The organism is Cryptosporangium arvum DSM 44712 (assembly GCF_000585375.1).
Lineage (GTDB): Bacteria > Actinomycetota > Actinomycetes > Mycobacteriales > Cryptosporangiaceae > Cryptosporangium > Cryptosporangium arvum.
Genome location: NZ_KK073874.1, coordinates 8,645,402 through 8,671,819, shown reverse-complemented (window position 1 = coordinate 8,671,819; position 26,418 = coordinate 8,645,402). Strand labels below are relative to the sequence as shown.

At 71.6% G+C, this 26,418-nt stretch carries 21 protein-coding genes; 6 read left to right on the top strand and 15 right to left on the bottom strand.

The genetic code is table 11. The features are described 5' to 3' along the window. Window positions 1-71: 71 nt before the first annotated feature. From CRYAR_RS39565 to CRYAR_RS39545, 5 genes are all read right to left on the bottom strand, one after another. Entirely contained in the window at window positions 72-959 is an 888-nt protein-coding gene (locus tag CRYAR_RS39565; RefSeq protein WP_035858494.1) for a sigma-70 family RNA polymerase sigma factor, read from the bottom strand. Window positions 960-1,009: 50 nt separating this feature from the next. Continuing rightward, window positions 1,010-1,414, bottom strand: coding sequence for a hypothetical protein (locus tag CRYAR_RS39560; protein ID WP_035858492.1), 405 nt, complete (start codon window positions 1,412-1,414; stop codon window positions 1,010-1,012). 117 nt (window positions 1,415-1,531) lie between these two features. Further along, window positions 1,532-2,110, bottom strand: a complete 579-nt coding sequence (locus tag CRYAR_RS39555) for an aerial mycelium formation protein (RefSeq protein ID WP_157018430.1) — start codon at window positions 2,108-2,110, stop codon at window positions 1,532-1,534. Window positions 2,111-2,301: 191 nt separating this feature from the next. Further along, on the bottom strand, window positions 2,302-3,345 hold the full coding sequence (ygfZ, locus tag CRYAR_RS39550; protein WP_051571605.1) for a CAF17-like 4Fe-4S cluster assembly/insertion protein YgfZ: 1,044 nt from the start codon (window positions 3,343-3,345) through the stop codon (window positions 2,302-2,304). After that, window positions 3,342-3,821 carry a Fur family transcriptional regulator gene (locus CRYAR_RS39545; protein ID WP_051571603.1) on the bottom strand — a complete coding sequence of 160 codons (480 nt, stop codon included), beginning with the start codon at window positions 3,819-3,821 and terminating at the stop codon, window positions 3,342-3,344. Before CRYAR_RS39545 ends, ygfZ begins: the two co-directional genes overlap by 4 nt. A 30-nt stretch (window positions 3,822-3,851) precedes the next feature. Between CRYAR_RS39545 and CRYAR_RS39540 the strand changes: the two genes are divergently transcribed. Continuing rightward, the gene (locus tag CRYAR_RS39540; protein ID WP_035858490.1) at window positions 3,852-4,700 is read left to right on the top strand and encodes an aminotransferase class IV; all 849 of its coding nucleotides are present in this window, start codon (window positions 3,852-3,854) and stop codon (window positions 4,698-4,700) included. A 276-nt stretch (window positions 4,701-4,976) separates the two neighbouring features. Here the strand turns inward: CRYAR_RS39540 and CRYAR_RS39535 are convergent, their stop codons facing one another. Beyond that, entirely contained in the window at window positions 4,977-5,519 is a 543-nt protein-coding gene (locus tag CRYAR_RS39535; protein ID WP_035858488.1) for a heme-binding beta-barrel domain-containing protein, read from the bottom strand. Window positions 5,520-5,716: 197 nt separating this feature from the next. Here CRYAR_RS39535 and CRYAR_RS39530 point away from each other — a divergent pair, with 197 nt between their 5' ends. Continuing rightward, window positions 5,717-6,079: a DsrE family protein gene (locus tag CRYAR_RS39530; protein ID WP_035858486.1), complete on the top strand. Its 363-nt coding sequence runs from the start codon at window positions 5,717-5,719 to the stop codon at window positions 6,077-6,079. 1 nt (window position 6,080) lies between these two features. Here CRYAR_RS39530 and CRYAR_RS39525 read toward each other — a convergent pair whose 3' ends face one another. The 9 genes from CRYAR_RS39525 to CRYAR_RS39490 form a co-directional block, all read right to left on the bottom strand. Continuing rightward, window positions 6,081-7,241: a hypothetical protein gene (locus tag CRYAR_RS39525; RefSeq protein WP_035858483.1), complete on the bottom strand. Its 1,161-nt coding sequence runs from the start codon at window positions 7,239-7,241 to the stop codon at window positions 6,081-6,083. 87 nt (window positions 7,242-7,328) lie between these two features. Continuing rightward, on the bottom strand, window positions 7,329-7,631 hold the full coding sequence (locus CRYAR_RS39520; RefSeq protein WP_035858481.1) for a DUF1416 domain-containing protein: 303 nt from the start codon (window positions 7,629-7,631) through the stop codon (window positions 7,329-7,331). Window positions 7,632-7,633: 2 nt separating this feature from the next. Further along, window positions 7,634-8,467: a sulfurtransferase gene (locus CRYAR_RS39515; protein WP_035858479.1), complete on the bottom strand. Its 834-nt coding sequence runs from the start codon at window positions 8,465-8,467 to the stop codon at window positions 7,634-7,636. Continuing rightward, a complete protein-coding gene (locus CRYAR_RS39510; protein ID WP_035858476.1) occupies window positions 8,464-8,931 on the bottom strand; it encodes a DUF4395 domain-containing protein in 468 nt (155 codons plus the stop codon). The genes CRYAR_RS39515 and CRYAR_RS39510 overlap by 4 nt, the downstream gene beginning before the upstream one ends. Window positions 8,932-9,010: 79 nt before the next feature. Further along, window positions 9,011-9,085: an Ms5788A family Cys-rich leader peptide gene (locus tag CRYAR_RS51410; protein WP_392726396.1), complete on the bottom strand. Its 75-nt coding sequence runs from the start codon at window positions 9,083-9,085 to the stop codon at window positions 9,011-9,013. Window positions 9,086-9,186: 101 nt separating this feature from the next. Next, a complete protein-coding gene (locus CRYAR_RS39505) occupies window positions 9,187-9,609 on the bottom strand; it encodes a TlpA family protein disulfide reductase (protein ID WP_035858474.1) in 423 nt (140 codons plus the stop codon). Between the two features lie 28 nt (window positions 9,610-9,637). Next, window positions 9,638-10,369: an LmeA family phospholipid-binding protein gene (locus CRYAR_RS39500; RefSeq protein WP_084701552.1), complete on the bottom strand. Its 732-nt coding sequence runs from the start codon at window positions 10,367-10,369 to the stop codon at window positions 9,638-9,640. Window positions 10,370-10,449: 80 nt separating this feature from the next. After that, on the bottom strand, window positions 10,450-11,298 hold the full coding sequence (locus tag CRYAR_RS39495) for a hypothetical protein (RefSeq protein WP_157018428.1): 849 nt from the start codon (window positions 11,296-11,298) through the stop codon (window positions 10,450-10,452). A 20-nt stretch (window positions 11,299-11,318) separates the two neighbouring features. Beyond that, the gene (locus CRYAR_RS39490) at window positions 11,319-12,077 is read right to left on the bottom strand and encodes an alpha/beta hydrolase family protein (RefSeq protein WP_281174665.1); all 759 of its coding nucleotides are present in this window, start codon (window positions 12,075-12,077) and stop codon (window positions 11,319-11,321) included. A gap of 112 nt (window positions 12,078-12,189) precedes the next feature. On the opposite strand from CRYAR_RS39490, the gene CRYAR_RS39485 reads away from it, so the two are divergent. The 4 genes from CRYAR_RS39485 to ggt all read left to right on the top strand — a co-directional run bounded on the left by CRYAR_RS39485 (window position 12,190) and on the right by ggt (window position 26,264). Further along, window positions 12,190-12,906 carry a winged helix-turn-helix transcriptional regulator gene (locus tag CRYAR_RS39485; protein ID WP_035858466.1) on the top strand — a complete coding sequence of 239 codons (717 nt, stop codon included), beginning with the start codon at window positions 12,190-12,192 and terminating at the stop codon, window positions 12,904-12,906. Window positions 12,907-12,959: 53 nt separating this feature from the next. Continuing rightward, the gene (gene mshD / locus CRYAR_RS39480; RefSeq protein WP_035869752.1) at window positions 12,960-13,847 is read left to right on the top strand and encodes a mycothiol synthase; all 888 of its coding nucleotides are present in this window, start codon (window positions 12,960-12,962) and stop codon (window positions 13,845-13,847) included. A 72-nt stretch (window positions 13,848-13,919) separates the two neighbouring features. Continuing rightward, window positions 13,920-24,449, top strand: a complete 10,530-nt coding sequence (locus CRYAR_RS47825) for an IPT/TIG domain-containing protein (protein WP_157018426.1) — start codon at window positions 13,920-13,922, stop codon at window positions 24,447-24,449. Between the two features lie 75 nt (window positions 24,450-24,524). Further along, window positions 24,525-26,264, top strand: coding sequence for a gamma-glutamyltransferase (gene ggt / locus CRYAR_RS39470; RefSeq protein ID WP_051571601.1), 1,740 nt, complete (start codon window positions 24,525-24,527; stop codon window positions 26,262-26,264). Window positions 26,265-26,418: the final 154 nt, after the last annotated feature.

Genomic DNA, 26,418 nt, shown 5'->3' with positions numbered 1-26,418 from the left:
TCTGCCGTTGATCGGCCTGCGTCGAATCTGCTTCGGTCACTACTGCCACGGGCGGAAACGGTACCCGGGTCCTACGACACTTCGTCGGCCCCGTCCACAGGCGGCAGGCGACGCAGCTTCTCCGGGTTGACGACGAACGAGAACCGGGAGATCCGGCCGTCGGTGGTCACGTCCGGCACGACCACGCCGAGCAGCTGGCCGTCGCGGTACAACACCAGGCCGAACTGACCGTTGACCATCGCCGGCTCCGGCTCGAGGTAGCTCCCGTTGGCCAGTACCCCGAGGAGAAAGCGGACGACCTTGTCGGAGCCGTAGATCGGGCGCAGCGCGGCGCGCACCTGGCCGCCGCCGTCCGAGTGGAACTCGACGTCCGGGGCCAGCAAGGCGGTGAGGCGGCTCAGATCGCCGCCCTGGCAGGCGTCGAAGAAGGCTTCGACGGTGGCCCGCTGCTCGGCCAGCGGCGCCAGCCGCGGCGGTGCACTCTCGTGCAGCAGCCGTCGCGCGCGGGACGCCAGCTGACGGGCGTTGTCGACCTTGGTGCCGAGCGCCGCCGCGATGCCGTCGAACGGGACGCCGAACACGTCGTGCAGCACGAACGCGACGCGCTGCTCCGGGCTGAGCCGCTCCAGCAGGTGCAGCAGCGCGATCCGGACCGAGTCGTCGAGCACCGCGAGGTCGGCCGGGTCGGTGCCGGCGGTGGGCAGGCGCTCCACCAGGGGTTCGGGCAGCCACGGTCCGACGTACGCCTCGCGCGTGACGCGGGCGGACCGGAGCACGTCCAGGCAGATCCGGCCGGTCACCCGGGTCAGCCACGCGCGCGGGTCGACGATCTCCGAGCGGTCGGTGCGCTCCCAGCGCAGCCAGGTCTCCTGCACCGCGTCCTCGGCGTCGGAGAGGCTGCCGAGCATGCGGTACGCGACCCGGACCAGGTGCTCCCGGTGCGCGCTGAATTCGTCCATGCCCCAGTAGACGATTCGGCCCCGCTGTCCGTGACAGCGGGGCCGAACGATTACTGCGGCTTGACGGCCTGCTCGCCGCGCTCGACGAGCGTGCGGTAGGCGTCCTGAGCACGGGTCTGCGCGGTCTCGACGTTGCGCTTGACCGACTCGCCGTTCACCTCGCGCGCCTTGGTCTGCAGACCGGCCGCGTACGACGGCAGGTCGGCGGCCAGGGTGCGGAGTTCGCGCGGGAGGCTGCGCAGGTCCTCCGGGAGGGTGGCGGCGTTGCGCTGGAAGCGCTCCGAGATCTCCGGAGCGTTGGCGGCGAGCTTGCGGATCTGCTCGGCGACCAGGTCACCGACGCCGGCGAGGGCGTACAGCGGCTCTGGCCACTGCTTCGAGTCAGTGCCACTGCCCTGGCCCGGCCCGATCGCGGCGGGCTGCTCGTTGTCGACGGGCGGGGTGGGAGTAGACATCTCTCGTCCCTTCGCTGTGGATGTCGTTGAACTCCACGGTAGGTCGCCCGCGCTAACACCTGCAAGCGCTCAGCTAGCACTTCAGGGAACGGTCAGGGTCGGACCCTGAGAGCGACGTCAGGGAAGGGTGCGCCGTTCTGCGATCGGTGATGTTTCGGGCTCCTCGGCCGGGCCCGGGTTCCGCGGAGCCACGCGCCGGCGTCCGAGCTCACCCCCGCACCGGTCGACGACCGCGCGTACCCGCCCGGCCACGTCGGTGACCTGCCTGCGTTCGTGCCGGAACGTGCGCAGCACCCGGGCCAGCTCGTCGTCCGTGCGCCGGGCCACGTCGGCCAGGTCCACGTCGGCGACCAGCCGCTCGACCCGGCGGCGACGGCGGTGGGTCGGGGGGCTGTCGGAGTCGGCACGCAGCCGGAACACCCGCGCCAACCGCCCGCCGGAGGACGCCTCGTCCACCGGGCGTGCGTCCGGCGCGCCGTCGAACACGACAGCCGCGCGGTGGCGCTGTTCGGCCGTGATCATCGCGATTCGTTCGTCCAGCTGATGGCCCAGCCGGTTCAGTTCAGCGAGTTCAGCGAGCGACTCGTCTCGCCGTTGTCGCACCTCCGCCGTTCGCAGGGCATTCAGACCGTGCAGATAACCGGGAGCCAGCACCCGGTCGATCCGCCGTCTCCCTCCCGGTACGACATCCGTCATGCCTCTGCTCCTTCGCACGGCGCGGATTCGCAGGCCAGTGGTGTGGCGGGTCACCCACCGCGTCTGGAGCATCCTGGCATGCGGGAGCGGTCCGAGTGCGGGTTGCAGCAGCATTTGGCATGGATGCGATGACGAAACAGTCACATTCCGGCCACAAAACCCGGAGCGTGGCCGCTATTTGAGACGGGCTCTCACGTTTTCGGGACGGCCCGTGCGGCGACCTGCGAAGTTCCGTAATCGGAGTCCGTATCCGCGTGAGCGTCGACCGCGACCCTGGTCTCGCCGATCCACAGATCGGCGTCGTCGGGAGTGTTCCGCTTGACCAGGCCGAGCGCGATGTTGCCGAGCTCGAAGTGGCGCACCGCGGTGCCGACGAACCCGACCGGGCGCCCGTCGCGTCCGAGCGTGATCGCCGTGCCCTGGACCGGGAGCTCCTCGCTGACGCCGTCGAGGTGCAGCAGCACCATCCGGCGCGGCGGCCGGCCGAGGTTGTGCACCCGCGCGACCGTCTCCTGGCCGCGGTAGCAGCCCTTCTCCAGGTGCACCGCGGTCGGGATCCACTCGGGTTCCTGCACGATCGTGCGGTGGTCGGTCTCGAACGCCAGCCGCGGACGCCGATCGGCGACCCGCAGCGCCTCGTAGGCCCAGATGCCCGCGAGCGGCGCGTCCAGGCGCTCGATCACGGTGTCCTTCTGATCCCGGGGAACGAGCAGATCGGCACCGAGCCCCGGCATGCGGCGCACGAACCCGCCACCGGGCAGTGGCGCCAGCCGGTAGGGCTCGGCCGGCAGCGTGACGTCGAGCCGGGCGAGCGCCTCCGCCGTGCGCGGGCCGATCACCGAGAGCACCGCCCAGTCGGCGGTGACGTCGGCCGGCTCGACCCGCATGAAGAAGACCATCTTCTGCAGGTAGCCGAGCAGGGCCGCAGAAGTGCCGGGCTCGACGTCCAGCCAGGTCGTGGCGCCGTCGTCGCCCACCAGGAAGTGGTGCTCGACGTGGCCGTGCGGGGAGAGCACGAGCGCTTCGGTGCCGTGCCAGGCCGGGAGCGACTCCAGGTGCTGCGACGTGAGGCTGTGCAGCCAGGTCAACCGGTCGGCGCCCGGTACCGCGATGACGCCGCGGTTGCTCCGGTCGACCACACCGACGTCCTCGGCCAGGTGCCGCTGTTCACGGAACGGGTCACCGTAGTGCGCGGCGACTCCGGCGTCGACACCTTCGGCGAGAACACGGCTCATGACGACAGCACCTCCGGATTGGGGGATCCGGTAGGTGCAGCGGTCTCCGGGTCGCAGGTATTTCCGTCGCTGCAGTTGCCGCAGACACCGAACAGCGCGACGTGGCCGACGTCCATGCTGAAGCCGCGCTCGTCGGCCAGCCGCCCGGCCAGGTCGGCGAGCATCCCGATCGGGGCTTCCGACACCGTCCTGCACATCCGACAGACCAGGTGGAAGTGCTGGTCAGCGGCCAGATGATAAGTGGTGGCCGCGTCGATGAGGTGGGTGTGGCGCACCAGCCCGATCTGTTCGAGCAGTTCGAGCGTGCGGTAGACGGTGGTCAGGTTGATGCCCGCCGCCGTCCGCGTCACCTGCGCGTGCACCTGTTCCGGGGTGGCGTGCCCCAGCCGCTCGACGGCTTCCATGACGAGTTGCCGCTGCACGGTCATCCGTAGCCCGCGGGACCGCAGCGCATCGGTCAGTGACGGTGGCGGCATGCTTCCATCGTATTCACTACCGTTCGGCGTATGACTACCCGTGCGCTCGCGCTCCTCGGCCGGGGTCCCGTGCCGGTCGAAACGCCCATCGCCCGCGCCGACGACGCGGGGCTCACCCGCGGCGACGGCATCTTCGAGACCGTCCACGTCCGGTACGGCAAGCCCTGGCAGCTCGACGAGCACCTGGCCCGCATGGCGGGCTCGGCCCGGACGCTCGGGATCGCGCTCCCGCCGGCCGGAGAACTCGCCGCGTTGATCGACGACGTGCTGGTGGACGCGGTCGAGGACGCCGAAGTGGCGGTGAAGATCGTCTGCACCCGCGGGCCCGACACCGGCCAGGCCGAGCCGCCCACGGTGTTCGCGACGATGTTCGACGTCTCGCCGGCGCAGCTGCGCGGCCGCCGCGAAGGGGTCTCGGTCGTCTCGATCTCGCTCGGCGTGCCCGCGGACGCCCGGAACACCGCGCCGTGGCTGCTGGGCGGCGCCAAGACGCTCTCGTACGCGGTGAACATGGCGGCGCTGCGGCACGCGGCGTCGGTCGGTGCCGACGACGCGATCCTGGTCTCGACCGAGGGTGAGGTGCTGGAGGCGCCGACCGCCACCGTCGTGTGGGCCGCCGACGGCGCGCTGCGCACGGTTCCGGTCGACACCGGGATCCTGGCCGGGACCACCGCGAGCTTCCTGCTCGAACGGGCCGGCGAGCTGGGGCTGCGGGCCGAACACGCCCGGGTGCGCGTCGACGAGCTCGCGGCGGCCGACGAGGTGTGGCTGTGCTCGAGCGTCCGGGGTGCGGCCCGGGTGACGACGCTCGACGGCAAGCCGCTCGGCGAGCGGGGGTTCACCGAGGGCGTACAACGCATTCTCGGATTCCCGCTTTAATTGCGTTGCCGACTCCCGGAGCCCGACGTAGATTCGAGGTACACGAGAGGGGAGGTGGTCCAAAGTTGAATACTTATCGGACTCGTGAGGTGGCTACTTCCTAGCCGCCCGTTGGACTACGGTCCGAACCGCTGCCTTTGTGCACGTAGACGGCGGTGAGGCAAACCAAGGTAACCACCGACCCCTCAGGCTGCCGGACTCGTCCGACCGGCTCCGCGATACGAATCGCGGAACAAAGCCTGAGGGGCTTTTTAATGCCCCCGATCAGAGACGCGCTCAGCCGGCGATGCGCTTGAGGCGAGCGCTCATGTGCGGCGTGAGATCGTTGCCCATGGCGGCCATGTCGTGCGCGTACAGCAGATCGCCCTCGACGATTCCGTAGAGGCGATGGTTCGCCGAGACTTCTTTCGCGCTCGCGGTGCGCACGATCGCGTCGGTGCTCAGCTCCACCTTCAGCCCGTCGATCTCACCGACGTACACCTCGACGAAACCGGTCGGGTGCGTGAGCAGCACCTCCACCGCGTCCTCACCCTGCGGACGCCACCACCCGACCTCGCGGGCCGCCGGGCGGACCGGGCGCCCTTCGGCGTCGATGATCCAGGCCCGCGATTCGTACGCGAGGAACGGGCGGCCGTCGTGGCTGAACCGCACTTCCTGGGCGTAGTCGAAGTCCTCGATGTCGGGGTAACCACCCTTGCCGGTGCCGCGCCACACACCGACGAACGGCAGCAGACCGAGCAGCGACTCGTGCAGGTTCGGCCCGGTGCGGAGGTCGTGGGTCTCCTCGTACGGGTATCCGGCGGGATCGGTCACGGTCAGCGCTGCCCCTGGTAGAGCTTGTACACGACGTAGAAGCCGAACCAGCCGATGACGAGGAAGGCCGCCACCAGCAGCACTAGGAAGAAGGTCTCGAGCACCCCCCGAGTCTATGGCGCCGACCCGCCATCCACGCAGGTGGCCCTGGACACAGCGCGGCGGGTACAGCGGCGGGGCCGCGCTACCCCTAAGGTCTGCTCATGAGCCGCTCACTGGTCGTCAAGGTGACAGCAGGAGCGGATGCTCCCGAACGCTGTGCGCAGGCGTTCACGGTCGCCGCCACGGCCCTGGCGTCCGGAGTCGACGTCTCGCTCTGGCTCACCGGTGAATCCTCCTGGTTCGCGCTGCCCGGCCGGGCCGCCGAGTTCGACCTCCCGCACTCGGCTCCGCTCTCGGACCTCCTGATCTCTCTCCTGTCCGCGGGGCGGGTGACGCTGTGCACGCAGTGCGCCGCCCGGCGCGAGATCACCGAGAACGACGTGCTGCCCGGTGTGCGCATCGCCGGCGCGGCGGTGTTCGTGGAGGAGATCCTGCTCGACAACGCCCAGGCGCTCGTCTACTGAGTCACCCGCACGAGCGGGTGATGAAGCGGACGATCGCCAGCACCGCGTTGGCGTCGAGCACGATCGCCGTCCGGATCGACGGATCACCGTCGGCGAGCTGCACCACACCTGAGATGCCCACCTCCGCGTAGACGACGACGCGGGCGCGTTCACAGTCCGCGATGGACCATCGCAACGCGGTCACCGGCGTGACGTCCTCGACGAAACCGACCGGCCGGGTCGACGCGACCATCGACAGGCCCGGGGTCGGGGTGCGTATCTCCCGGATCGCCACGGCGCGCCGGTCGTGCTGGCGGATCCGGATCGGTGTCACGAGCACGGTGTCCAGATCGGCCGGATCGCCGGTCAACTCCGAGGTGATCCAGATGTCGCTCGCGACGGTCTGGCACTTCTGCCGGGCGGTGTCGACGAAGAGCGTGTTGTCGTCGGCGAGCCGGGCCCGCACCTCGCGTTCCGGTCGCCCGGCCGGTGCCACGGTCAGCGCGACGTCGCGCGGCGCGGACGCCGGGCCGCCGCGCAGACACGAGTGCGTGACGTCCATCGAGATCCAGGTCTCCTGACCGGCCGGGATCCGGACGCCGCGGCTGACCTGCCGGAGCTTCGACGTGTACCGGCGGTCGGGCAGCCGCGCGTCGCGGAGGCGGACCTCGTTGGGGCCGCTGTTCGTCAGGACGATCCGTAACGTCCACGGCTGGCGCGCACCGGTCCAGCTCGCGCTGCTGGCCGCGTCCTCGGCCACCCGCGCGGTCAGCTGCACGGTGTCGCGGCGGGCCGCGTCGGCGGCCTGGGTCTCCCAGCCGTGCACGGCCGCGCCCCCCAGCAGCGTGCCGACGACGAAGGCCGCGATCCACACCAGCGGGGTCCGCCGGGCACGCGCCCAGAGCTCGGCCCGTGCGAGCGCGTCCGTCCGCCGGGCCGGCTCGTCGGCGGGCGGTGGTTCGGCGTCGGCCGACGGCTCCGAGCCGCCGGGCCCGTCGGTCTCCGGGAGCGGAGGGCCCTCCGGGGCGTGCGGCTCGGGTAACCCCCGGCGCGCCGACGTCTCCCACACGCTCGTGCTGGACACCTCAAAACCTGGGACGGCGCCGTCGCCGTCGTCCCAGTAGGCAGGCGCACGGCTCAGGTGACGTTCACCGTCGCCCGGAATTTCGTCCGGGGTGCCCATACGACCAGGGTAGAAGCGGAACCGCGCTCATGACGAGAGCCTGCCCGGCGGTATGCCGGACAGGCTCTCGACAAAATGCTGAACCGCTCAGGCGAGAACCAGGCTGGCCTGGTTGACGCCCTTGTCGGCCGCCACGTCGGTCTGGCCGTTGCCGCTGGAGTGCAGGGCCCGGACCGTCCAGTCGCCGGGCGCCGCGAAGAACCGGAACGCGCCGGTCGCCGACGACACCACCTCGGCGGTGAACTCGCCGGTCGAGTCGAGCAGCCGCACGAACGCGCTGGGAACCGGCGAGCCGTCACTCGCGGTGACGACACCCTGGATCACGGTTTCCTTGGCGGTGTCGATGCCTTCGGTGCTCAGGTCTTCGGTCTGCTCAGGAGCTCCGCACATGCTCAGACGTCCTTTTCGATCGGAACGCCGATCAGCGAACCGTACTCGGTCCACGAACCGTCGTAGTTCTTGACGTTCTGGTGGCCGAGCAGCTCACGCAGCACGAACCAGGTGTGGCTCGACCGCTCGCCGATGCGGCAGTACGCGATCGTGTCCTTGCTGTCGTCGAGGCCGGCCTCGCCGTAGATCTTACGGAGGTCGTCGTCCGACTTGAACGTTCCGTCCTCGTTTGCGGCCTTGCTCCAGGGCACGTTCACCGCGGTCGGAATGTGACCGCCCCGCTGCGACTGCTCCTGCGGCAGGTGCGCCGGGGCGAGCAGCTTGCCGGAGAACTCGTCGGGCGACCGGACGTCGACCAGGTTCTGGACGCCGATCGCGGCGACGGTCTCGTCCCGGAAGGCGCGGATCGAGGTGTCCTGCTCCTTGGCGGTGTAGCTCGTCGCGGCGCGCTGCGGGACGTCCTTGGCCAGCTCGCGACCGTCGAGCTCCCACTTCTTGCGGCCACCGTCGATCAGCTTCACGGCCTCGTGGCCGTAGAGCTTGAAGTACCAGTACGCGTACGCGGCGAACCAGTTGTTGTTGCCGCCGTAGAGCACGACGGTGTCGTCGTTGCCGATGCCTCGGCTCGACAGCAGAGCCTCGAACTGCTCCTTGTTGACGAAGTCGCGACGCACCGGGTCCTGGAGGTCGGTCTTCCAGTCGAGCTTGATCGCGCCGGGGATGTGCCCGTTGTCGTAGGCCGTGGTGTCTTCGTCGACCTCCACGAACACGGTGTTCTCGGCGTTGAGGTTCTTCTCGGCCCAATCGGTCGAGACGAGCGCGGACTCGCGGCTCATGCAGGCACTCCTTTGTGTGGGGTTTTCGTGCGGGAGAAGCGGGACAGCAGCAGCCGGCCGCGGAGGTACGCGAGGCAGCCGAGGCAGAGTCCGAACGCGGCGTTGAGGAACGCCGCGATCAGCGCCGCCGAGGTGGCGACGATGCCGACGAGTGGCGCCCCGGCGAGGTAGCCGACGGTGCCGACCAGCGCGAACACAAAACCGACGCCCTGGGCGAACCGTACCGGGGTGGCGTCCTCGCGCTCGGTAGGCGGCGCGAGCCGCGGTGCGATCAGCGCCCGGTAGAGCGCCGCGTACGGAGCGGCGCCCAGCCCGACGAACGCACCGAGCGCGAACACCACCGCCTGGGCGGCGAGGAGCCAACCGCTGCCGGTGAGCACCACGATCGCGAGGACGACCGAGGTGATCCAGGCGGCGAAGCGCGGCCCACGCGGATCGACCGCCGCTGGGGATAACTTGGACATAGGTCTCCTGACATCCAGTGAGCTGGGGTCAGGGCGACGGTCACGCGTTCATGGCCTGCTCAGCGTGCATCGCCCGGCGTCAGGCCGGGGGACACAGGCAGCTACCGACGCGGCAGAGATCCACCGCGCGGCGCTTGGTGAGCAGGGGGCTCATGTCGGCCAGCCTAGCAAACACTTCCGGGCTGCCGTCTTGAAATGTGGGACGTGACTCCTGGTGTGCGGGACAACTGGTATTTCCTACCTGTAAGGAAGGATTTACACGTCACGAGAAAGATAGGGCCCGATCGCGCCGAGTACGTCGTCCCGCCGGGGCTGGCCGACGGCCCGGCCGGTGATCGCCCCGGTGCGGTCGACCAGCAGCGTCGTCGGGGTGCTGCGCACGTCGAGAGCGCGGACGACGTCGAGGTGCGATTCGGCGTCGACCTCGACGTGGTTCACGTCGTCCAGGCGGTCCGACACCTCGCTGAGGATTCGCCGGGTGGCCCGGCACGGTGCGCAGAACGCCGAGGAGAACTGCACGAGCGTCACCGCCGCGTTCCCCGGTTCGATCCCCAGCTCGGCCCAGACGTCCACGTGGTCCTCCGTACTCCGGACACGGCCGGTGCGCGCACGCCAGACCAGCCCGACGGCGGTCGCCACGGCCAGCACCGCCGCCAGGATCCAGATCCGGTCACCCATGCACCGGCCAACGCGCGCGAGCCGCTGCTTATTGCACCAGCGGCACGTTTGTCGCGCTGCCGGTGACCTGCAGCGAACCCTTGCTCGCGGACACCTTGTCGAGCTTCACCTCGAACGGCAGCGGCAGGGCGACCGGCCGGGCGAACTGGTCGGTGATCTCGTCGACGACGGCGGCCGGCACGGTGATCCCGGCCGCGCTGACCGTGCCGACGTCGAACGTCAGCGTGTTGCCCTCCAGCTTCGGCGTGATGTCGGCACGCACCTCGATCGAGCCGACGACCGGCACGTCGACCGGCAGCGTCGCCCGCAGGGCCGGGCCGGCGCTCTCCAGCTTCAGCCCCTGCACCCCGAGCCGGCGCGCGATCTCCGCGACGCTCACGTGCCCGGTGCCGGTGATGCTCTTCGCCGTGACGTCGTGCAGCTGCCCGCCCCGGAGCACGTCCTGCGGAATGCTCACGTCACGCAGCTTCAGGTCGACGCGGTCGACGGTGCCCTCCGACGTCTTCACCGAGTCGAGGCGCACGTCGGCCCCGTCGAAGTCACCGGAGAGCAGCTGGGTCAGGAACGGGAACCCGATGGTCTCGACCTCGGTGGACTGCGCCGGGGTGCCGTTGTCGCGGAGGTTCTGCGCGACCGCGGCGTTGAGCCGCTCGTCGGCGGCCGAGGCCACCGCACGGTCCACCGCGAAACCCACCCCGCAGAGGATCACGACCAGGATCAACACCAGGACGAGGCAGCCGCCGCGCCGACTTCTGGCCATTCGTGTTCCTCCAGCGCTGAAGCGTTCGAGCCCCGTGTCTACCAGGCAGGTGCCAGGTAACCGGTGCCCGGTAAGACGTCTTACAGGGTGAGGCCGACGAGGTAGCCGATGGGTGCGGCGACCGCGAACGCGACGAGCGGACCGAGCGCCGCTCCACCCGGCCCCGAGGTCGCCGGCCCTCCGGCCGCGATCCGTCCGGCCCGCGCCAGGTCGACGCCCAGGTCGGCGAGTACCGCCGCGGTGCCGACCAGCCAGCCCACCAGCACCGCCGGCCCCAGCGGCAGGTCCAGGCCGAGCGTCACGGCGAGCGCGGAGCCACCGGCCGCGACCGCGCTGCCCAGCGCCGGGCCCACGACCCCGCGCGGGACCTCCTGGTGCACGGTCGGCCGGGGCGCCACCAGGTCGGCCAGACGGGCGACGATCATGCCGAGCGCGGCGGCGATCGCGATGAGCGCGACCAGGTGCGCCTCGTCGGCCTGCCGGAGCGCGACCGTCGCGGCGAGCGCGATCACCGCGACTGCGACGGTGAGCGTCGAGCCGAACGACTCGGTCACGTTGCGCCGGGCGACGCCCCGCGCCAGCTGGTGGAACGTCGTCGCGCCGAACGCGCAGGCCAGCACGGCCACCAGCCCTCCGGCTCCGCTGCGGCCGGTGGCCAGCGCGACGGCGTCGGCCGCGATCGCGGTGAGCGCCCCGACCACCGCGGTGCCGAACGTGCCCGGCGGGCGGGTGACGACGCACCAGGTGCCGACCAGCGCCAGCTGGGCCAGCAGGATCGCGGTCGCGTAGAGAAGTGGACCGGTGAGAGCGGCTCCGCCCAGCACCGCACCGCCGACGAGCGCGGTGACGCCGGCGATGGCGGCGGTACCCACGCCGGCGTCCGCGTCCGCCCGTGACGTATCGGGCGCAGGTGCTTCGGAGTCAGGCACGCCCCGATCGTGCCAGACCTTCACGGGCGTACCTCGGCCGCCGCTTCCGACAGCCACCGCCCGAGCCGATCGGCGAGCGCGACCGGCAACCGGTTCTCGGCGTGGGCGAAGTCCGGCTCGAGCCAGACCGTCGCGTTGTCGCCGGCGGCGGCCGCGAGCGCCAGCGGGTGCTCGATCGGGAAGTAGTGGTCGATCAGCCCGTGCACGAGGAGGACCGGTATCGGAGCGATCCGCGGCATCAACTCGAGCGGCGACGGGGGGATGTCAGACGTCAGCGGAGCGAGCCGCACCTTGTACACCGTGCGGGCCACCACCCGGCCGGGCAGGCTCTCCACCAGGACGTGCAACGCCCGCATGATCCGGGTGTCGCGCACGAACCAGCGTGACGGTGTGCTGACCGCGGCCACCGCGTCGACGTCGTGGTGGAGTGCGGCGTGGCAGAGCACCACCGCGCCGCCGAACGAGAAGCCCACCGTCACCACTCGGCGATACCCCCGGCGGCGTGCCCACTGCACGCCCGCGGCCACGTCGGCCACTTCTTCCGCGCCCATCGTCGACCGGCCCGCGCTGCGTCCGTGGCCGCGCAGTTCGACGACGAGGACGTCGGCCCGCCGGCGCAGCCGGACGACGAGACGTCGCACTGCCGCAATACGCGCGTGACCGGTGAAACCTGGGATGAAGACGATCAAGGTGTCCGATTCGACGGGCCCCTCACCTGCCGGAGTGGATGGCCACCACGAGCCGAAAAGCTGAATTTGGTCATCTGTGAGAAGGAGCACCGGCTCTCCGAGGTTCACTGTTGTTATCCTGCCCGTAACGCTCCGAGCCGCTCATGTCGGGGCTGACCTGGGCAGCGCCGCCCGACCGGATCGATTCACCCGGAGGTGGCCCATGGAAATCCTCCTCATGACGGCCGGCGTCGAAGCCGAGGCCGCGACCGTGCTTCCTGCCCTGGATCTTCTCGGACACACCGTTCGCACCGCCCCGCGTGACCTGAAGGCGCTGCTCGGCGGCCCGACCCCCGACGCCGTCATGGTGGACGCCCGTGGCGACCTCGCCGGCGCTCGTTCCACCTGTCGGCTGCTGCGCACCACCGGGCTCACCGTTCCGCTGTTCGCGGTGCTCACCGAGGGCGGTCTGGTCGCGCTCAACGCGGAGTGGGGCGTCGACGACATCCTTCTGACCTCGGCCGGGCCGGCCGAGGTCGAGGCGCGCTTGCGGCTCGCGACCGGCAAGAACGGCAACGACGCCGCCGACGACGAGCCGGGTGTCGTCCGCGCCGGTGAGCTGGTCATCGACCCGCAGACCTACTCGGCCCGCATCAAGGGTCGCCCGCTCGACCTCACGTACAAGGAGTTCGAGCTCCTCCGCTTCCTCGCCCAGCACCCGGGCCGGGTGTTCACCCGCGACCAGCTGCTGCGCGAGGTGTGGGGCTACGACTACTTCGGCGGTACCCGCACGGTCGACGTCCACGTTCGTCGTCTGCGCGCGAAGCTCGGCAGCGAGCACGAGGCGCTGATCGGCACCGTCCGCCAGGTCGGCTACAAGTTCGTCACCCCGCCGCCGCGCACGCTGCCGGAGAACGACCCGCTGCTCACGGTGGTCTGAGACTTTTCCGACCGGAGCGGGCCCCGCATCGGGGCCCGCTCCTGTTGTATTACATGAAGGTGACGTCCGTAACCGCAGTTGAAATCGATGCGGTGCTCGCGCTCGCCGACGCGGCCACCGCCACCGACGGAGTAGCACCGCTTTCCGAGCAGACGCTTTTGGCGTTGCGTAATCCCCGCGAGTATCCGGATGTCATACATCTTTTTTCGCGTGCGGACTCGGTAATTGCCGGTTACGCACAAATCGCCGGTGATTCCGGGGAATTGGTAGTACATCCCGCTCGGCGGGGGCGCGGACTCGGACGCGAGCTGGCCGAGGCCATGTTGCGCGCCACCGACACCCGCCTCGCGATCTGGGCGCACGGGAAGCACCCGGCCGCGCGCGCACTGGCCGCGAAGCTCGGTCTGGAGCGCTCGCGTGTGCTCTTCAAGATGTGCCGCCCTCTGGGTCGCCCGCTGCCGCCCACTGAGTTGCCCGCAGGCGTCGAGTTGCGTGCGTTCGAGCCCGGAACCGACGACGCGGCCTGGCTCCGCGTCAATGCCCGCGCCTTCGCCACCCATCCTGAGCAGGGAAAATGGACGCAGTCGGATCTTGAACTACGTCTCGCCGAGCCCTGGTTCGACGCGTCGGGCTTCCTGCTCGCGGTAGCTGCGGACGACCGGTCGAAGCTGCTCGGCTACCACTGGACGAAACGCGAACTGGCCGCCGACGGCACGCCCGGTCCGGAAGGCGAGGTGTACGTCGTCGGGGTCGACCCCGGCGCCCAGGGCTTGCGGCTGGGTACCGCGCTCACGCTCGCCGGCCTGGAGTACCTGGTCCGCACCGGAGCGACCGAAGCGACGCTCTACGTCGACGAATCGAATCCTCGCGCCGTACGTCTCTATTCCGGTCTGGGGTTCGAGGTCTGTGCGACGGACGTGATGTACGCGCACCCCGAATAATCTCGTTCTGCACCCGAATTGCACCCGTATACCGACTTAACAGGTTATTAGTTCAATTCGTACGTTGTCTGTATGCAACTGCCGAAATCGGTGGCGCCTTCCTCCCAGGGCACCATGTCGCGGCGAGTCATGCGCGGAGTTGGCGCGCTGATCACGTCGCTGCTCGTGGGAAGCGTCCTCGCGCAGTTGCCCGCCACGCGCGCGGAGGCCGCGGCCGGCGACGCGTCCGCGCGGGGCATCGTGGCCCAGCTCGGCGCCACCGTGCTCGGGATACCGCTGCTCCAGCTGAACTCGACGATCGGCGCGGCCGACGCGCCCGCCGCCGGCGGCACCCGGGACGCCGGGGTGCTCACCCTGCCGCTGAACGGTCTGGGGGTGTCGGCCAACGCGAACGTCGACACGATCACCGCCACCAAAGGCTCGGTGCAGTCGTCGGCGAAGGCCAAGATCGCCGGCCTGAACGTCACGCTGCTCGGCACGTCGCTGCTCAACGTCGGCGCGCTCTCGGGTGAGGTCACCTGCCCGGCCACCGGCAAGCAGACCGCGACCACCTCGACGACCGGCGTCACGCTCCTCGGCCAGGCGGTGAACCTGGCCGCCAACGTGTCGGTCACCAAGGGCTCGGCCGTCACCGTCAGTGGTCTGGTCAACGCCCGCCTCACGGTGGTCGCGACCCGGGTCGAGACCACGACCGTGAACTCGGCCTACGCGGCCGGTCTGCAGGTGTCGATCCGCCTCACCGCCGATCTGGGCATCGACATCAACCTCGGCACGCTGGCGTTCGCGACCGCCAGCTGCCAGAAGCCGGCGGTGCCGGCCACCACCGCGACCGCGCTGAGCCCGTCGTCGGGCAAGCAGTCGGGCGGCACGCCGGTCACGGTCACCGGCACCGGCTTCGTGCCGGGCAACACGACGGTGACGGTCGGCGGCACGCCCGCCACCGTCACGAACGTCTCGGCCGACGGCAACTCGCTCACCTACACCGCGCCGGCGAAGCCGGTCGGACAGGTCGACGTCGTCGTCACGTCGGCCGGCGGGAGCAGCACCGCGCTGAAGTACACGTACCTGGCGGACGGCTCCGACGCGACCGTCAACCCGCCCGACCCGAGCTCCGGCTTCACGTCCGGCGGGAACACGGTCACGATCACCGGGTCCGGCCTGTCCCCGGCGACCGCCGTGCGGATCGGCGGCGTCGACACCGCCAACTTCACGGTCAACTCCGCCGGTACGCAGATCACCGCGACCGTGCCCACGACCGAACAGAGCGGCGACGTCCCGATCGTCGTCGTGTACCCGGCGGGCACGGTCAACGCCGGCACGTACACCTACAAGGCACCGACGATCACCGCCGTCGACCCGCCCCAGGGACCGATCGCCGGCGGCACCCAGCTGGAGCTCAGCGGTACCGGGCTGACCGGAGCAACGGCCGTGACGGTGGGCGGGACCGCGGCGACCGGGGTGAGCGTGAACCAGGCCGGTACCCGGATCACGCTCACGGCTCCGGCGCACGCGACGGGCCTCGCCGACATCGTCGTGACGCTCCCCGGCGCCGACGCCACGCTCGCGAATGGATACTCCTACCAGCCGCCGGGCACGCCGACGGTCACCGACGTCTCGCCGTCGCGCGGACCGACCGTCGGCGGCACCGTCGTCACCCTCACCGGTACCAACTTCACGAACGTCAACTCGGTGAAGGTCAACGGCCGGACCGCCACGATCGACGGCGCGAGCCGCACCGCGACGACGCTGAAGATCACCACCCCGGTCTCGGAGGACGCCGGACCGGTCGACATCACACTGTCCACCTCGGACAACACGACCGGCACGCGGCCGGGCGGCTTCACCTACGACGGCCCGACGCTGACCGCGGTCGACCCGTCGACCGGCCCGCAGCGCGGCGGAGCCCAGGTCACGCTCACCGGTACCGGGCTGTCGACCACCTCCGGGGTCAAGGTCGGTGGCGTCGACGCCAGCATCGTCAGCGTCGCGCCGAACGGCACATCGGTGGTGTTCACGACCCCGGCCGGCACGCCCGGCGACACGCAGATCACGGTCGCGGTCACCGGCAACGACCCGGACCCGATCAAGTACACGTACGAGTACGACGGTTCCCAGACCACGGTCAGCACCATCAACCCGAGCCCGATCCCGACCTCGGGACGCCGGGTCACGATCACCGGCACGAACTTCACCGGCGCCACCGGCGTGACGTTCGCCGGCGTGCCCGGCACGAACCTGACCGTGAACAGCACGGCGATCACGGTCACCGCGCCCGCCACCGAGACCGCGGGCGCGGCCGCGGTCTCGATCAAGTTCCCGGCCGGCTCCGCGGACGGTGGCTCGATCACCTACGAGGCGCCGACGATCACCAGCGTGACGCCGGTCAGCGGACCGGCCGCGGGCACCAACGCGGTCGAGATCATCGGCACCGGGCTCACCGGCGCGACCGCCGTGCGCTTCGGCGACGCCGAGGCGACCGGCGTGACCGTGAACCCGGCCGGCACCAAGGTCAACGTGACCGTGCCACCGCACGCGCCGGGCGTCGTCGACGTGACCGTGGTGGTGCCCGGCGCGGACGCCAAGGCGGTGAGCGCCTACACCTACCAGGACGACGGCTCGGCCTCGCAGATCACCGCGATCGACCCGCGCTCGGTCCCGGCCGCCGGTGGCACGGTGACGATCACCGGGTCGAACCTCGCCGCGGCCACGGCCGTCCTGTTCGACGGCGTCCCCGGCACGAACCTGGTGGTGGACCCGAACGGAACGAAGATCACGGTGACCGCACCGCCGACCGAGACCCCGGGCAGCGTCCCGGTGGCGCTGCGGTTCCCGAGCGGCACGGTCAACGCCGGTGACCTCACGTACGTGGCTCCGGCCATCACGTCGATCCAGCCCGCGCAGGGCGCCGTCGCCGGTGGCGACGTCGTGACGATCACCGGTACCGGGCTGAGCGCGGCGACCCGGGTGCTGTTCGGCGGCACACCCGCGACCGACCTGACGGTCACCGCCACCGGGCTGACCGTCCGGACCCCGGCCGGCAACAACCCGGGTGCGGTGAACGTCGTCGTCGAGCTCCCCGGCGCGGACGCGCGGGCGAACAACGGCTTCGCCTACGTGGCCCCGGGCGCGCCGACCATCACGAACGTCTCGGTGCCGCAGGGCCCGAGCAGCGGCGGCACCAGCGTGACGCTGACCGGCACGAACTTCACGAACGTCAACCAGGTCACGTTCAACGGCGTGCCGGCCACCGACCTGCTGGTCAGCTCGGACACCAGCCTGACCGTCACCACACCGGCGTCCAACGACGTCGGCCCGGTCGCGATCGCGGTCACCAGCCCGGCCGGCACCGGCATCCTCCCGAACGGGTACACCTACCAGGGTCCGACGCTCACCGGGATCTCCCCGGCCAGCGGCGCGGTCGCCGGGGGAACGTCGGTCACGCTCACCGGCACCCAGCTCAAGAACGCGCTGAGCGTCAAGGTCGGCGGGGTCGGGGTCACCGCGTTCGCCACGACCACCACGACGATCACGTTCACGACCCCCGCCGGCGTCGCCGGTGACGCGCCGGTCGTCGTCGACTTCACCGGCCCCGACCCACAGCCGCTGACCTACACCTACGTCGCGGACGGTTCGAACTCGTCGGTGACGAACGTGGCGCCCTCGGTCGCCACCGCCGGTGGGCAGGTCACGGTCACCGGCACCAACCTGACCGGCGCGAACGGCATCACGTTCGGCGGGCTGCCGGGCTCGGTCGTCTCGGTGAGCCAGGACGGCACGACGCTGACCGCGAACGCTCCGGCGCGCGAGAACGCCGGCCCGGCACCGGTCGAGATCACGTTCCCGCTGGGCACCTACCGCGGTGGCACGGCCGCGTACGTCGCACCGACGATCAGGACCGTCGCACCGGACCGCGGTTACGTCGACGGCGGCACGCGCATCCGGATCTCCGGTACCGGGCTGGCCGGCGCGACCGCGGTGACCGTGGACGGCAAGCCGACGACCGACTTCGCGGTCGACCAGAACGGCGTCGTCACCGCGACCGTCCCGGCCCACGCGGCCGGTGCGGTGGACGTGCTGGTGGTGCTGCCGGGTGCGGACGCCACCGCGGTCGGCGGCTTCACGTACTCACCGCTGCCGCCGCCGGCGATCAGCGGCATCTCGCCGACGACGAGCTCCACCGACGGCGGCGAAGTCATCACGATCACCGGCACCAACCTGAGCGGGGCGACGTCGGTGACGATCGGCGGCAAGTCCGCCGACATCCAGGGCACGCCGACCGACACCCAGGTCCGCGCGCTGGTCCCGGCGTCCGAGACCGACACCGCGGTGGACGTCGCCGTGGTCACGCCGAACGGCGCGGCGCTCTCGGCCACCCAGCTGAAGTACGTCGCCCCCGAGATCCGGGCGCTCGACCCCGCGTCCGGATCGGACTCCGGCGGCAACTCGGTCGTGATCCAGGGCAGCGGCCTCGACCAGGCCACGGCCGTGACGTTCGACGGGGTCGCGGCCGACATCACCAGCCGTGACCCGGCCGGTTCGGCGGTCGTCGTCAAGACCCCGGCGCACGGGCCCGGGACGGTCGACGTCGTCGTGACGCTGCCGGGCATGGACGCGGTGAAGCGGGCCGCCTACCGGTACGTGCCGGACGGCACCAACACCTCGGTCACCAGCCTGAGCCCGTCGAGCATCCCGACCGCGGGGGGCACCGTCACCATGCAGGGCACGAACTTCACCGGCGCGACCGCGGTGACGTTCGGCGGCAAGGCCGGCGACGACCTCACGGTCGACCCGAACGGCACCAGGATCACCGTGACCGCCCCGCCGACCGAGAACTCCGGCCCGGTGACGGTGCTGGTCTGGTTCCCGGGCGGCAACTTCGAGGCCGGCACGATCAACTACGTCGCCCCGGCGATCTACACCGTGTACCCGTCACAGGGCCCGGTGGCCGGAGACACCCTGGTCACGCTCACCGGCATCGGGTTCACCGGCGCCACCCAGGTGACGTTCGACGGTGCGCCCGCGACCGACGTGGTGGTCGGCGGCTCCGGGAGCACGCTCACCGCGCGCACCCCGCAGGCCCCGAACGGCGCCGGCGTCGTCGACGTCGCCGTGGTCCTTCCCGGCCGGGACGCGACGCAGGCGGGCGGCTTCGCCTACCTCGTGCCGGCCGCGCCGACGGTCACCGCGATCACGCCCGCGTTCGGCCCGACGAACACGCCGACGACGGTGTCGATCACCGGTGACAACCTGGCTGACGTCGTCACGGTGACGTTCGCCGGAGACCTCGCGCAGATCGTGAGCGCCGGGAACAACGAGATCGTCGTGACCGTGCCGCCGCGGGCCCAGTCCGGCGCCGTGCAGGTGGTGCTGAGCACCCCGAACGCGACGAGCACGGTTCCCCGCGGCTACTACTACGCCGGGCCGACGATCTCCAGCATGTCGCCGTCGAGCGGCCCGGCCGCCGGTGGCACCGAGGTGACGATCGACGGGTTCGCGCTCAGCGGCGTCCAGAGCGTCACCGTGGACGACGTCCAGGTCACGCCGACGGTCAACGCCAGCGGCACCCGGATGACGTTCACGACGCCGACCGGCACGCCCGGCCCGGCGGACGTGAAGCTGACCTACAGCGCGGCCTCACCGCCGGCGCAGACGTTCACCTACATCGCCGACGGCACCGGGGCCAGCGTCACGAGCGCCGACCCGGCGTCGCTCCCGGCCTCCGGCGGAACCGTGACGTTCACCGGCACCGGCCTCAACGACGCCACCCAGGTGACGTTCGACGGGGTGCCCGGCACGATCACGAACAAGGCCCCCGACGGCAGCACGATGACCGTCACCTCGCCGCCGTCCAGCGACAACACCGCGAAGGTCGAGGTCGGCTTCCCGGCCGGGAAGATCGACGGCGGCACCATCGCCTACGCCACGCCGGTGATCACCGCGGTGACGCCGCAGACCGGGGCGGAGTCGGGCGGCACCCAGGTCACGCTGAAGGGCACCGGCCTGGCCGCCGCGTCCGCGGTCAAGATCAACGGCCGCCCGGTCACGTTCTCGGCCAGTCCGGACGGCACCACGATCACGTTCGTGACCCCGGCCGGGACGGTCGGCGACGCGAGCATCACGGTCGAGGAGCCGGGCCAGTCGCCGGCCGCGGCGAAGTTCACGTACCTCGCCGACGGCAGCTCCACGACCGCGGTGCTGTCCGCGGCCGACTCGCCGACCGCCGGTGGCGACACGCTGACGATCTTCGGCACGGGCCTGTCCTACGTGTCACGCGTCTACGTCGGCTCCACCGCGGCGGTCGGTGTGGTGATCAACCCCGCCGGCACCGCGCTGACCGCGAAGATCCCGGCCAGCGAGACCGCCGGTTCGCCGATCGTCCGGCTGGAGTTCGCCGCCGGGCAGAAGAACATCGGCACGCTGAACTACGTCGCGCCGACGATCACCTCGATCGTCCCGGCCACCGGGCCGGTCAACGGCGGCACCTCGGTGACGATCACCGGCACCGGGCTCGCCCAGGCCGTCGCCGTCCGGTTCGACGGACTGGCCGGCACCGGCATGGTCGTCGCGCCCGACGGCCGGTCGATCACCGTCACCACTCCGACGCACGCCGCCGGTGCGGTCGACGTGGTCGTGACGCTGCCCGGCGCGGACGCCCAGTCGAGCGGTGGCTACACCTACGTGCCGGCGACCGTGCCCCCGATCTCCAGCGGCGCGACGCCGACGTCGCTCACGCCGGCGCAGATCCCGACGTACGGCGGCTCCACCGTCACGATCACGGGTACCGGCCTGGCCGCGGTCACCGGCGTCAACTTCGACGCGCTGCCGGGCACCAACGTCTCGGCCAGCGCCACGCAGGTGACGGTCACGTCGCCGCCGCACGAGCAGGGCACCAAGGCGATCGTGCTGGTGTTCTCGGACAACAGCACGAAGCCGTTCGGCACGATCGAGTACACGCCGCCGGCGATCACGTCGGTCGTGCCGCCGTACGCGAACATCACCGGTGGCACGCTCGTGACGATCAACGGCGTCAACCTGCAGAACGCGGTCCGGGTGACGTTCGACGGCGTCGACGGCGAGCTGCTGTCGGCGAAGACGATGGCCGGTACCGCGTCGGTGCGCGCGGCGGCCGTGCAGCCGGTCTCCTCGACGTCCGGGGAGCGCCGGACCGAGCCCGCCGGGCGCCGGACCGGGCGGATCGCCGCCGCGACACCGAACTCGCAGGTGGTCGCGAAGGCGCCGGCGCGTCCGAACGGCACGCTCGCGGACGTCAGCGTGATCCTTCCGGGTGAGGACGCGGCGTCGACGAACGACGTGTTCTACGCCGCGGGTCCGTCGGCGGACGGCATGACCCCGACCACGGGCCCGACCTCGGGCGGGCAGACCGTCACGATCACCGGCAGCGGGTTCAACCCCGGGACCACCGTGACGTTCGACGGCATCGCGGCGACGAACGTGACCGTGCAGTCGGCCACGACGCTCACCGCGGTGGTGCCCGCGCACGCGGCCGGATCGGTGTTCGTGGTCGTGACCACCGACAACATCCCGGCTCAGCCGCTGAGCTACACGTACTACACGACCGGCGGAGGCAACCCGGGCCCCGGCCCCGGCCCCGGCCCGGACCCGGACCCCGGAACCGATCCCGGCACCGACCCGGGCACCGAGGACCCGGACGACGGGACGCCGGGCGGGCCGACCACGCCGAAGCCCAAGAAGCCGCCGGTGGACAGCTCGGTGAAGCCGGCCAAGCTCAAGGTCGGCAGCGGCGGACTGATCACGGTGACCGGCGAGAACTTCGTCATCAACGGAACAACGGTCACGATCTGCGGGTACACGATCCCCGCCTCCCAGGTGATCGTCGGGCTCGGCGGGACGACGGCCACGTTCCGGGCGCCGGCCTGCAAGGCCGGCAAGCAGACGATCAAGCTGACCACCGCCGGCGGTAGCACCGACGCGGAGGTCGAATTCGCCGCCGCGTCGGCGTCGAAGCCGGCGGACGGCAAGAAGGTGTCCACCGGCGGGACCCGGTACACCAGCGGCGGGAACCGGACCGGCACCTCGAACTGGTTGCCGACCACCGGCACCGACGTGACCGGCTTCGGCATCGACGGTCTGGCGCTCGGCGGCATCGTGCTGCTGGTGCTCGGCGCCGGGTGCGTGTGGGGGGCCCGCGGGCTCACGGTGCCGATGGGCACGCCTTACTCGACGACTGCGAGGGGTCGGAAGATGCGTACGACGCGGAAGGGGCACGCACGGCCCCGGCCCCGGACCCGGATGATGGGTTCGACCGGGCTCCGAGCGGTGCTTGTCGCGGTGCCGTGCGCGGCGGCGCTGGTGCTGGCGGTGGCGGAGCGGCCCGCGAGCGCGAGCGTGGTGTCCGGAGCTCCGCTGGTGTCGCCCGCGTTCGTGCACGCGTCGAGCGGGGCTCGGCTCGTGACGTCGGCCGGTGAGGCATCGGCGCAGGTGATGAGCGTCGATCTGCGCGCTGCCACGGTGAACGCGCTGGTGCCGGCCGCGGAGGACGTTCCGGCCGCCGAGGGTGTTCCGGGCACGGAGGGTGTTCCGGCCGCCGAGGATTCTCCGGCGGCGGAGGTTCCGTTGGAGGATTCTTCGGCTGACATGGGGTCCGCAGCCGGTTCCTCGGGCGTCGAGACGCTGCCGGTCGAGCTGTCCGAGGGCGAAACCTCGGGTGGTGGTGGCAGCGCGGAGTCCGGGGAGTCGGTGGAGTTCACGGCGTTGAGCCGGGACGGGGTCACCGCGGTCGCGCCGAAGAGCGGGGACACGGCGCTGGCCGGGGTCCCGGTGAGCGTGGACACGGGCGGACTCGCCGCGCACGGCGTGGCCACCGAGGTGCGCGCCGAGCGTCAGGAGACCGGCTCGGACGCCGCCGCCCGGCTCGGGCGGTTCGAGCTGACCGCGCTCGGGACGCCGCTGGTGAGCGCGGACCGGGTCGAGGCCCAGGTGAGTTGCCCGCCGGGTGGCTCGGCGGAGCCGGTCGCGGAGACCGACGTGTCCGGGCTCCTGGTCGCCGGCGCTCCCGCCGAGGTCGGCGGCGCTCCGGTGACGGTGCCGGTCGGCGGGGTCCAGCTCGGCGTCGAACTGCAGAAAACCGCGGCGGTCGACGCCGGGGGAGCGCACGCCGCGGTCGAGGCGCGGATCTCCGCGATCGGTGCCGACGAGGTGTCGGTGGATCTCGGCACGATCCGCCTGGCCACCGCCTCCTGCGTCCCGGCCGCGCTCACCCCCACCGCGACCACTCCCACCGACACCACCCCGACCGAGGCGACGCCCAACCCGGCCACGATCGATCCGGCCGCTGCGGCCCCGGTCGGGACGACTCCCGGAACCTCGGTTCCCGCGGGGACGGTCCCCGGCACTTCGTCTCCCGCGGAACTGGTCCCCGGCACGTCGGCTCCGGCGATCACGGATCCGGCGCTGGTGGACCCGGTGCTGACGGGCACGAACCCGACCCTCACGAGCCCGGCGGTGACGGCCCCGACCACCACGATCCCCGGTGTGGTCGCCCCGGCCACCTCCGTCCCGGCCGCGACGGCCCCGGCGATCACGGCCCCGGCGATCACGGTCCCGGCGATCACGGACCCGGTCGCGATCGACCCGGCCACCGCGGCCCCAGCGGTAACAACCCCGACCGACACCGCCCCGGTCAGCACCGCCCCAGGCACCACCGCCCCGGGCACCACCACCCCGGGCAGCACAACCCCGGGCAGCACCGTTCCGGACAACGCGGTGCCGGACAGCGTCGTCCCGGACACGAGCGGGGCGGGTGGAACGGGAGCGGAAGCAGGCGTGATCGGGCCGGTGGCCGTGCCCGACGTCGCGATCGAGGCACCCGACGCGCTTCCGGTCGCAGAAGCCATCGCGCCCGCAGCGGCGAACCCGCTGCTCATCGCGCCGGCCGCGGCCCCAGTGGCCGTCCTGCCCCAGCGCCTCACCGCCGCCGCGGCCCCGCTGTTCTTCGACCGCGCACCCGCCACCGGCCTGCGCCCACCGAACCTCACCGCCGCGGCGGCCGACCCCCGCGCGGCCGCCAAGGCCACCCCGACGATCACCTCGCTGACGCCCGCCCGCGGCCCGGCCGACGGCGGCACACCGATCACGATCACCGGAGCGAACCTCGGCGGCGCCGACACCGCGGTCGTCATCTGCAACGCCAAGGTCGCCGCCAACGCGGTCGCGGTGAACAGCAACGCCACGTCGCTCACCTTCACCGCGCCGCGCTGCACCGCGGGCACCAGCGTCGTGCACGTGATCACCGGCGGTGGCGTCGCGACGAGCGAATACACCTACGGCGGCACCAACGCCGCGGGCGGCTCCACCCGTCAGCTCTCCGCGTCGATGTCGAACAGCAACGTGGCCTCGCCACGCAACACGCTGGCCACCACCTCGCCGCAGAACCTCGCCGCGGGGCTGATCGGCGCGCTGCTGCTGTTCGCCGGCATCGCCGCCCGGCAGGCGGTACGGCGCGGCCCGGTTCCCGCACCGGCCCGGCGCGGCCGCCACGCGATGCCGCACCCGGAGCCCCAGGTGATCGGTCAGGGCTGGCATCCCGACCTGCAGGACGCCCTGCGCCGCCGGGGTGCCTGAGAAACGATGGGCTACCCGGGTTAGATCCGCGTTCGAACGGGAAACGACACTCCCCAAAGGACTGGGGAGGCCCCCGTGGCGAAGAAGCTCAGTGTCCTGTCCGCAGGGGTAGTGGCCGTGCTGGTCGCGACCACTACCCCGGCCGTGGCGGCCACCCCACCACCGAGCCGCCCCACCGCGGTCGGGAACGGCGGTGCGGTCTCCTCGGTCGACCCGGACGCGACCGCGATCGGCCTCGACGTCCTCCGCCGGGGCGGCAACGCCGTCGACGCGGCGGTGGCCACCGCCGCCGCTCTCGGGGTCACCGAGCCGTACTCCGCCGGAATCGGCGGGGGCGGCTTCTTCGTCTACTACGACGCCAAGAAGAACAAGATCAGCACGATCGACGGCCGCGAGACCGCGCCGGCGAGCTTCACGTCGACCGTGTTCACCGAGAACGGGAAAGCGATCCCGTTCGCTGACGTGGTCACCAGCGGGCTCTCGGTCGGTGTCCCCGGCACTCCGATGACCTGGGAACACGCGCTGGACACCTGGGGCACCCGCTCGCTCGCGCAGTCGCTCGCGCCGGCCACCGCCCTGGCGAAGAAGGGGTTCGTGGTCGACGCGACGTTCCGGGACCAGACCGCGGACAACGCCGAGCGGTTCGCCGAGTTCCCGGCGACCAAGGCGCTGTTCCTGCCCGGCGGTCAGCCGCCGACCGTCGGCAGCACGCTGAAGAACCCCGACCTGGCGCGCACCTACGAGCAGCTCGCCCGCAACGGCGTCGAGGAGATCTACACCGGCCCGATCGGTGCGGACATCGTGAAGACCGCGCAGAACCCGCCGGTCGATCCGGCGGTGACCCGGAAGGTGCGCAAGGGCCAGATCACGAAGGCCGACCTCGCGAAGTACACGGCTCCGTTCCGGGCGCCGACCCGCACCGGGTTCCGCGGTCTCGACGTCTACAGCATGGCGCCGCCGTCCTCCGGCGGAACGACGGTGGGGGAGGCGCTCAACATCCTCGAGAAGACCGGTGCGAGCGACCACAACTACCTGGCCGCCAGCACGTTGTCGTTCGCCGACCGCAACCGCTGGGTGGGCGACACCGGCGAGGTGCCGGTCCGCGAGCTGTTGTCGGACCGGTTCGCCGCGAGCCGCGCCTGCCTGATCGACCCGAAGAAGGCGCTGACCACCCCGCAGCCGCCGGCCGATCCCCGCGCTGCGGGCGCCGGCTGCGAGGTTCCGGCCGGCGCCGCGTCCGCCACGCCGTACGAAGGGCCGTCGACGACCCACCTCACGGTGGCCGACAAGTGGGGCAACGTCGTCGCGTACACGCTGACTATCGAGCAGACCGGCGGGTCGGGGATCACCGTGCCCGGCCGTGGTTTCCTGCTCAACAACGAGCTCACCGACTTCAACTTCGTGCCGGTCACGGCCGGTGTTCCGGACCCGAACCTGCCCGGTCCCGGCAAGCGTCCGCGTAGCTCGATGGCGCCGACGATCGTGCTGAAGAACGGCGAGCCGGTGCTCGCGCTCGGCTCGCCGGGCGGGGCCACGATCATCACGACCGTGCTGCAGGTGCTGCTCGGCCGCTTCGCGCGGGGGCTGAGCCTGCCGCAGGCGATCGCCGCGCCGCGGGCGTCGGCCCGCAACGGCGCCGCGGTGGAGGCCGAACCGGCGTTCGACCAGGCCGCGCTGACGACGCTCGGCTGGAAGTTCTCGACCGTCGAGGAGATCGGCGCCGTCGCGGCCATCGAGTTCCTCCGCGACGGCCGCTTCCTGGCCGCCGCCGAACCCACCCGCCGCGGCGGCGGCTCCGCCGGAACCGTCCGCTGACGCCCTGACGCCCTGACGCCCTGACGCCCGACGCCCTGACCCACTGACCCACTGACCCACTGACCTGGAGCCCGCCCTGGGCGGGCCGCCCCGCAACCTTCCTGCGCCCGAGGTGCACCGGGCCCGCTCTCCTGGAGTGGGCCCGGGTGTCGAT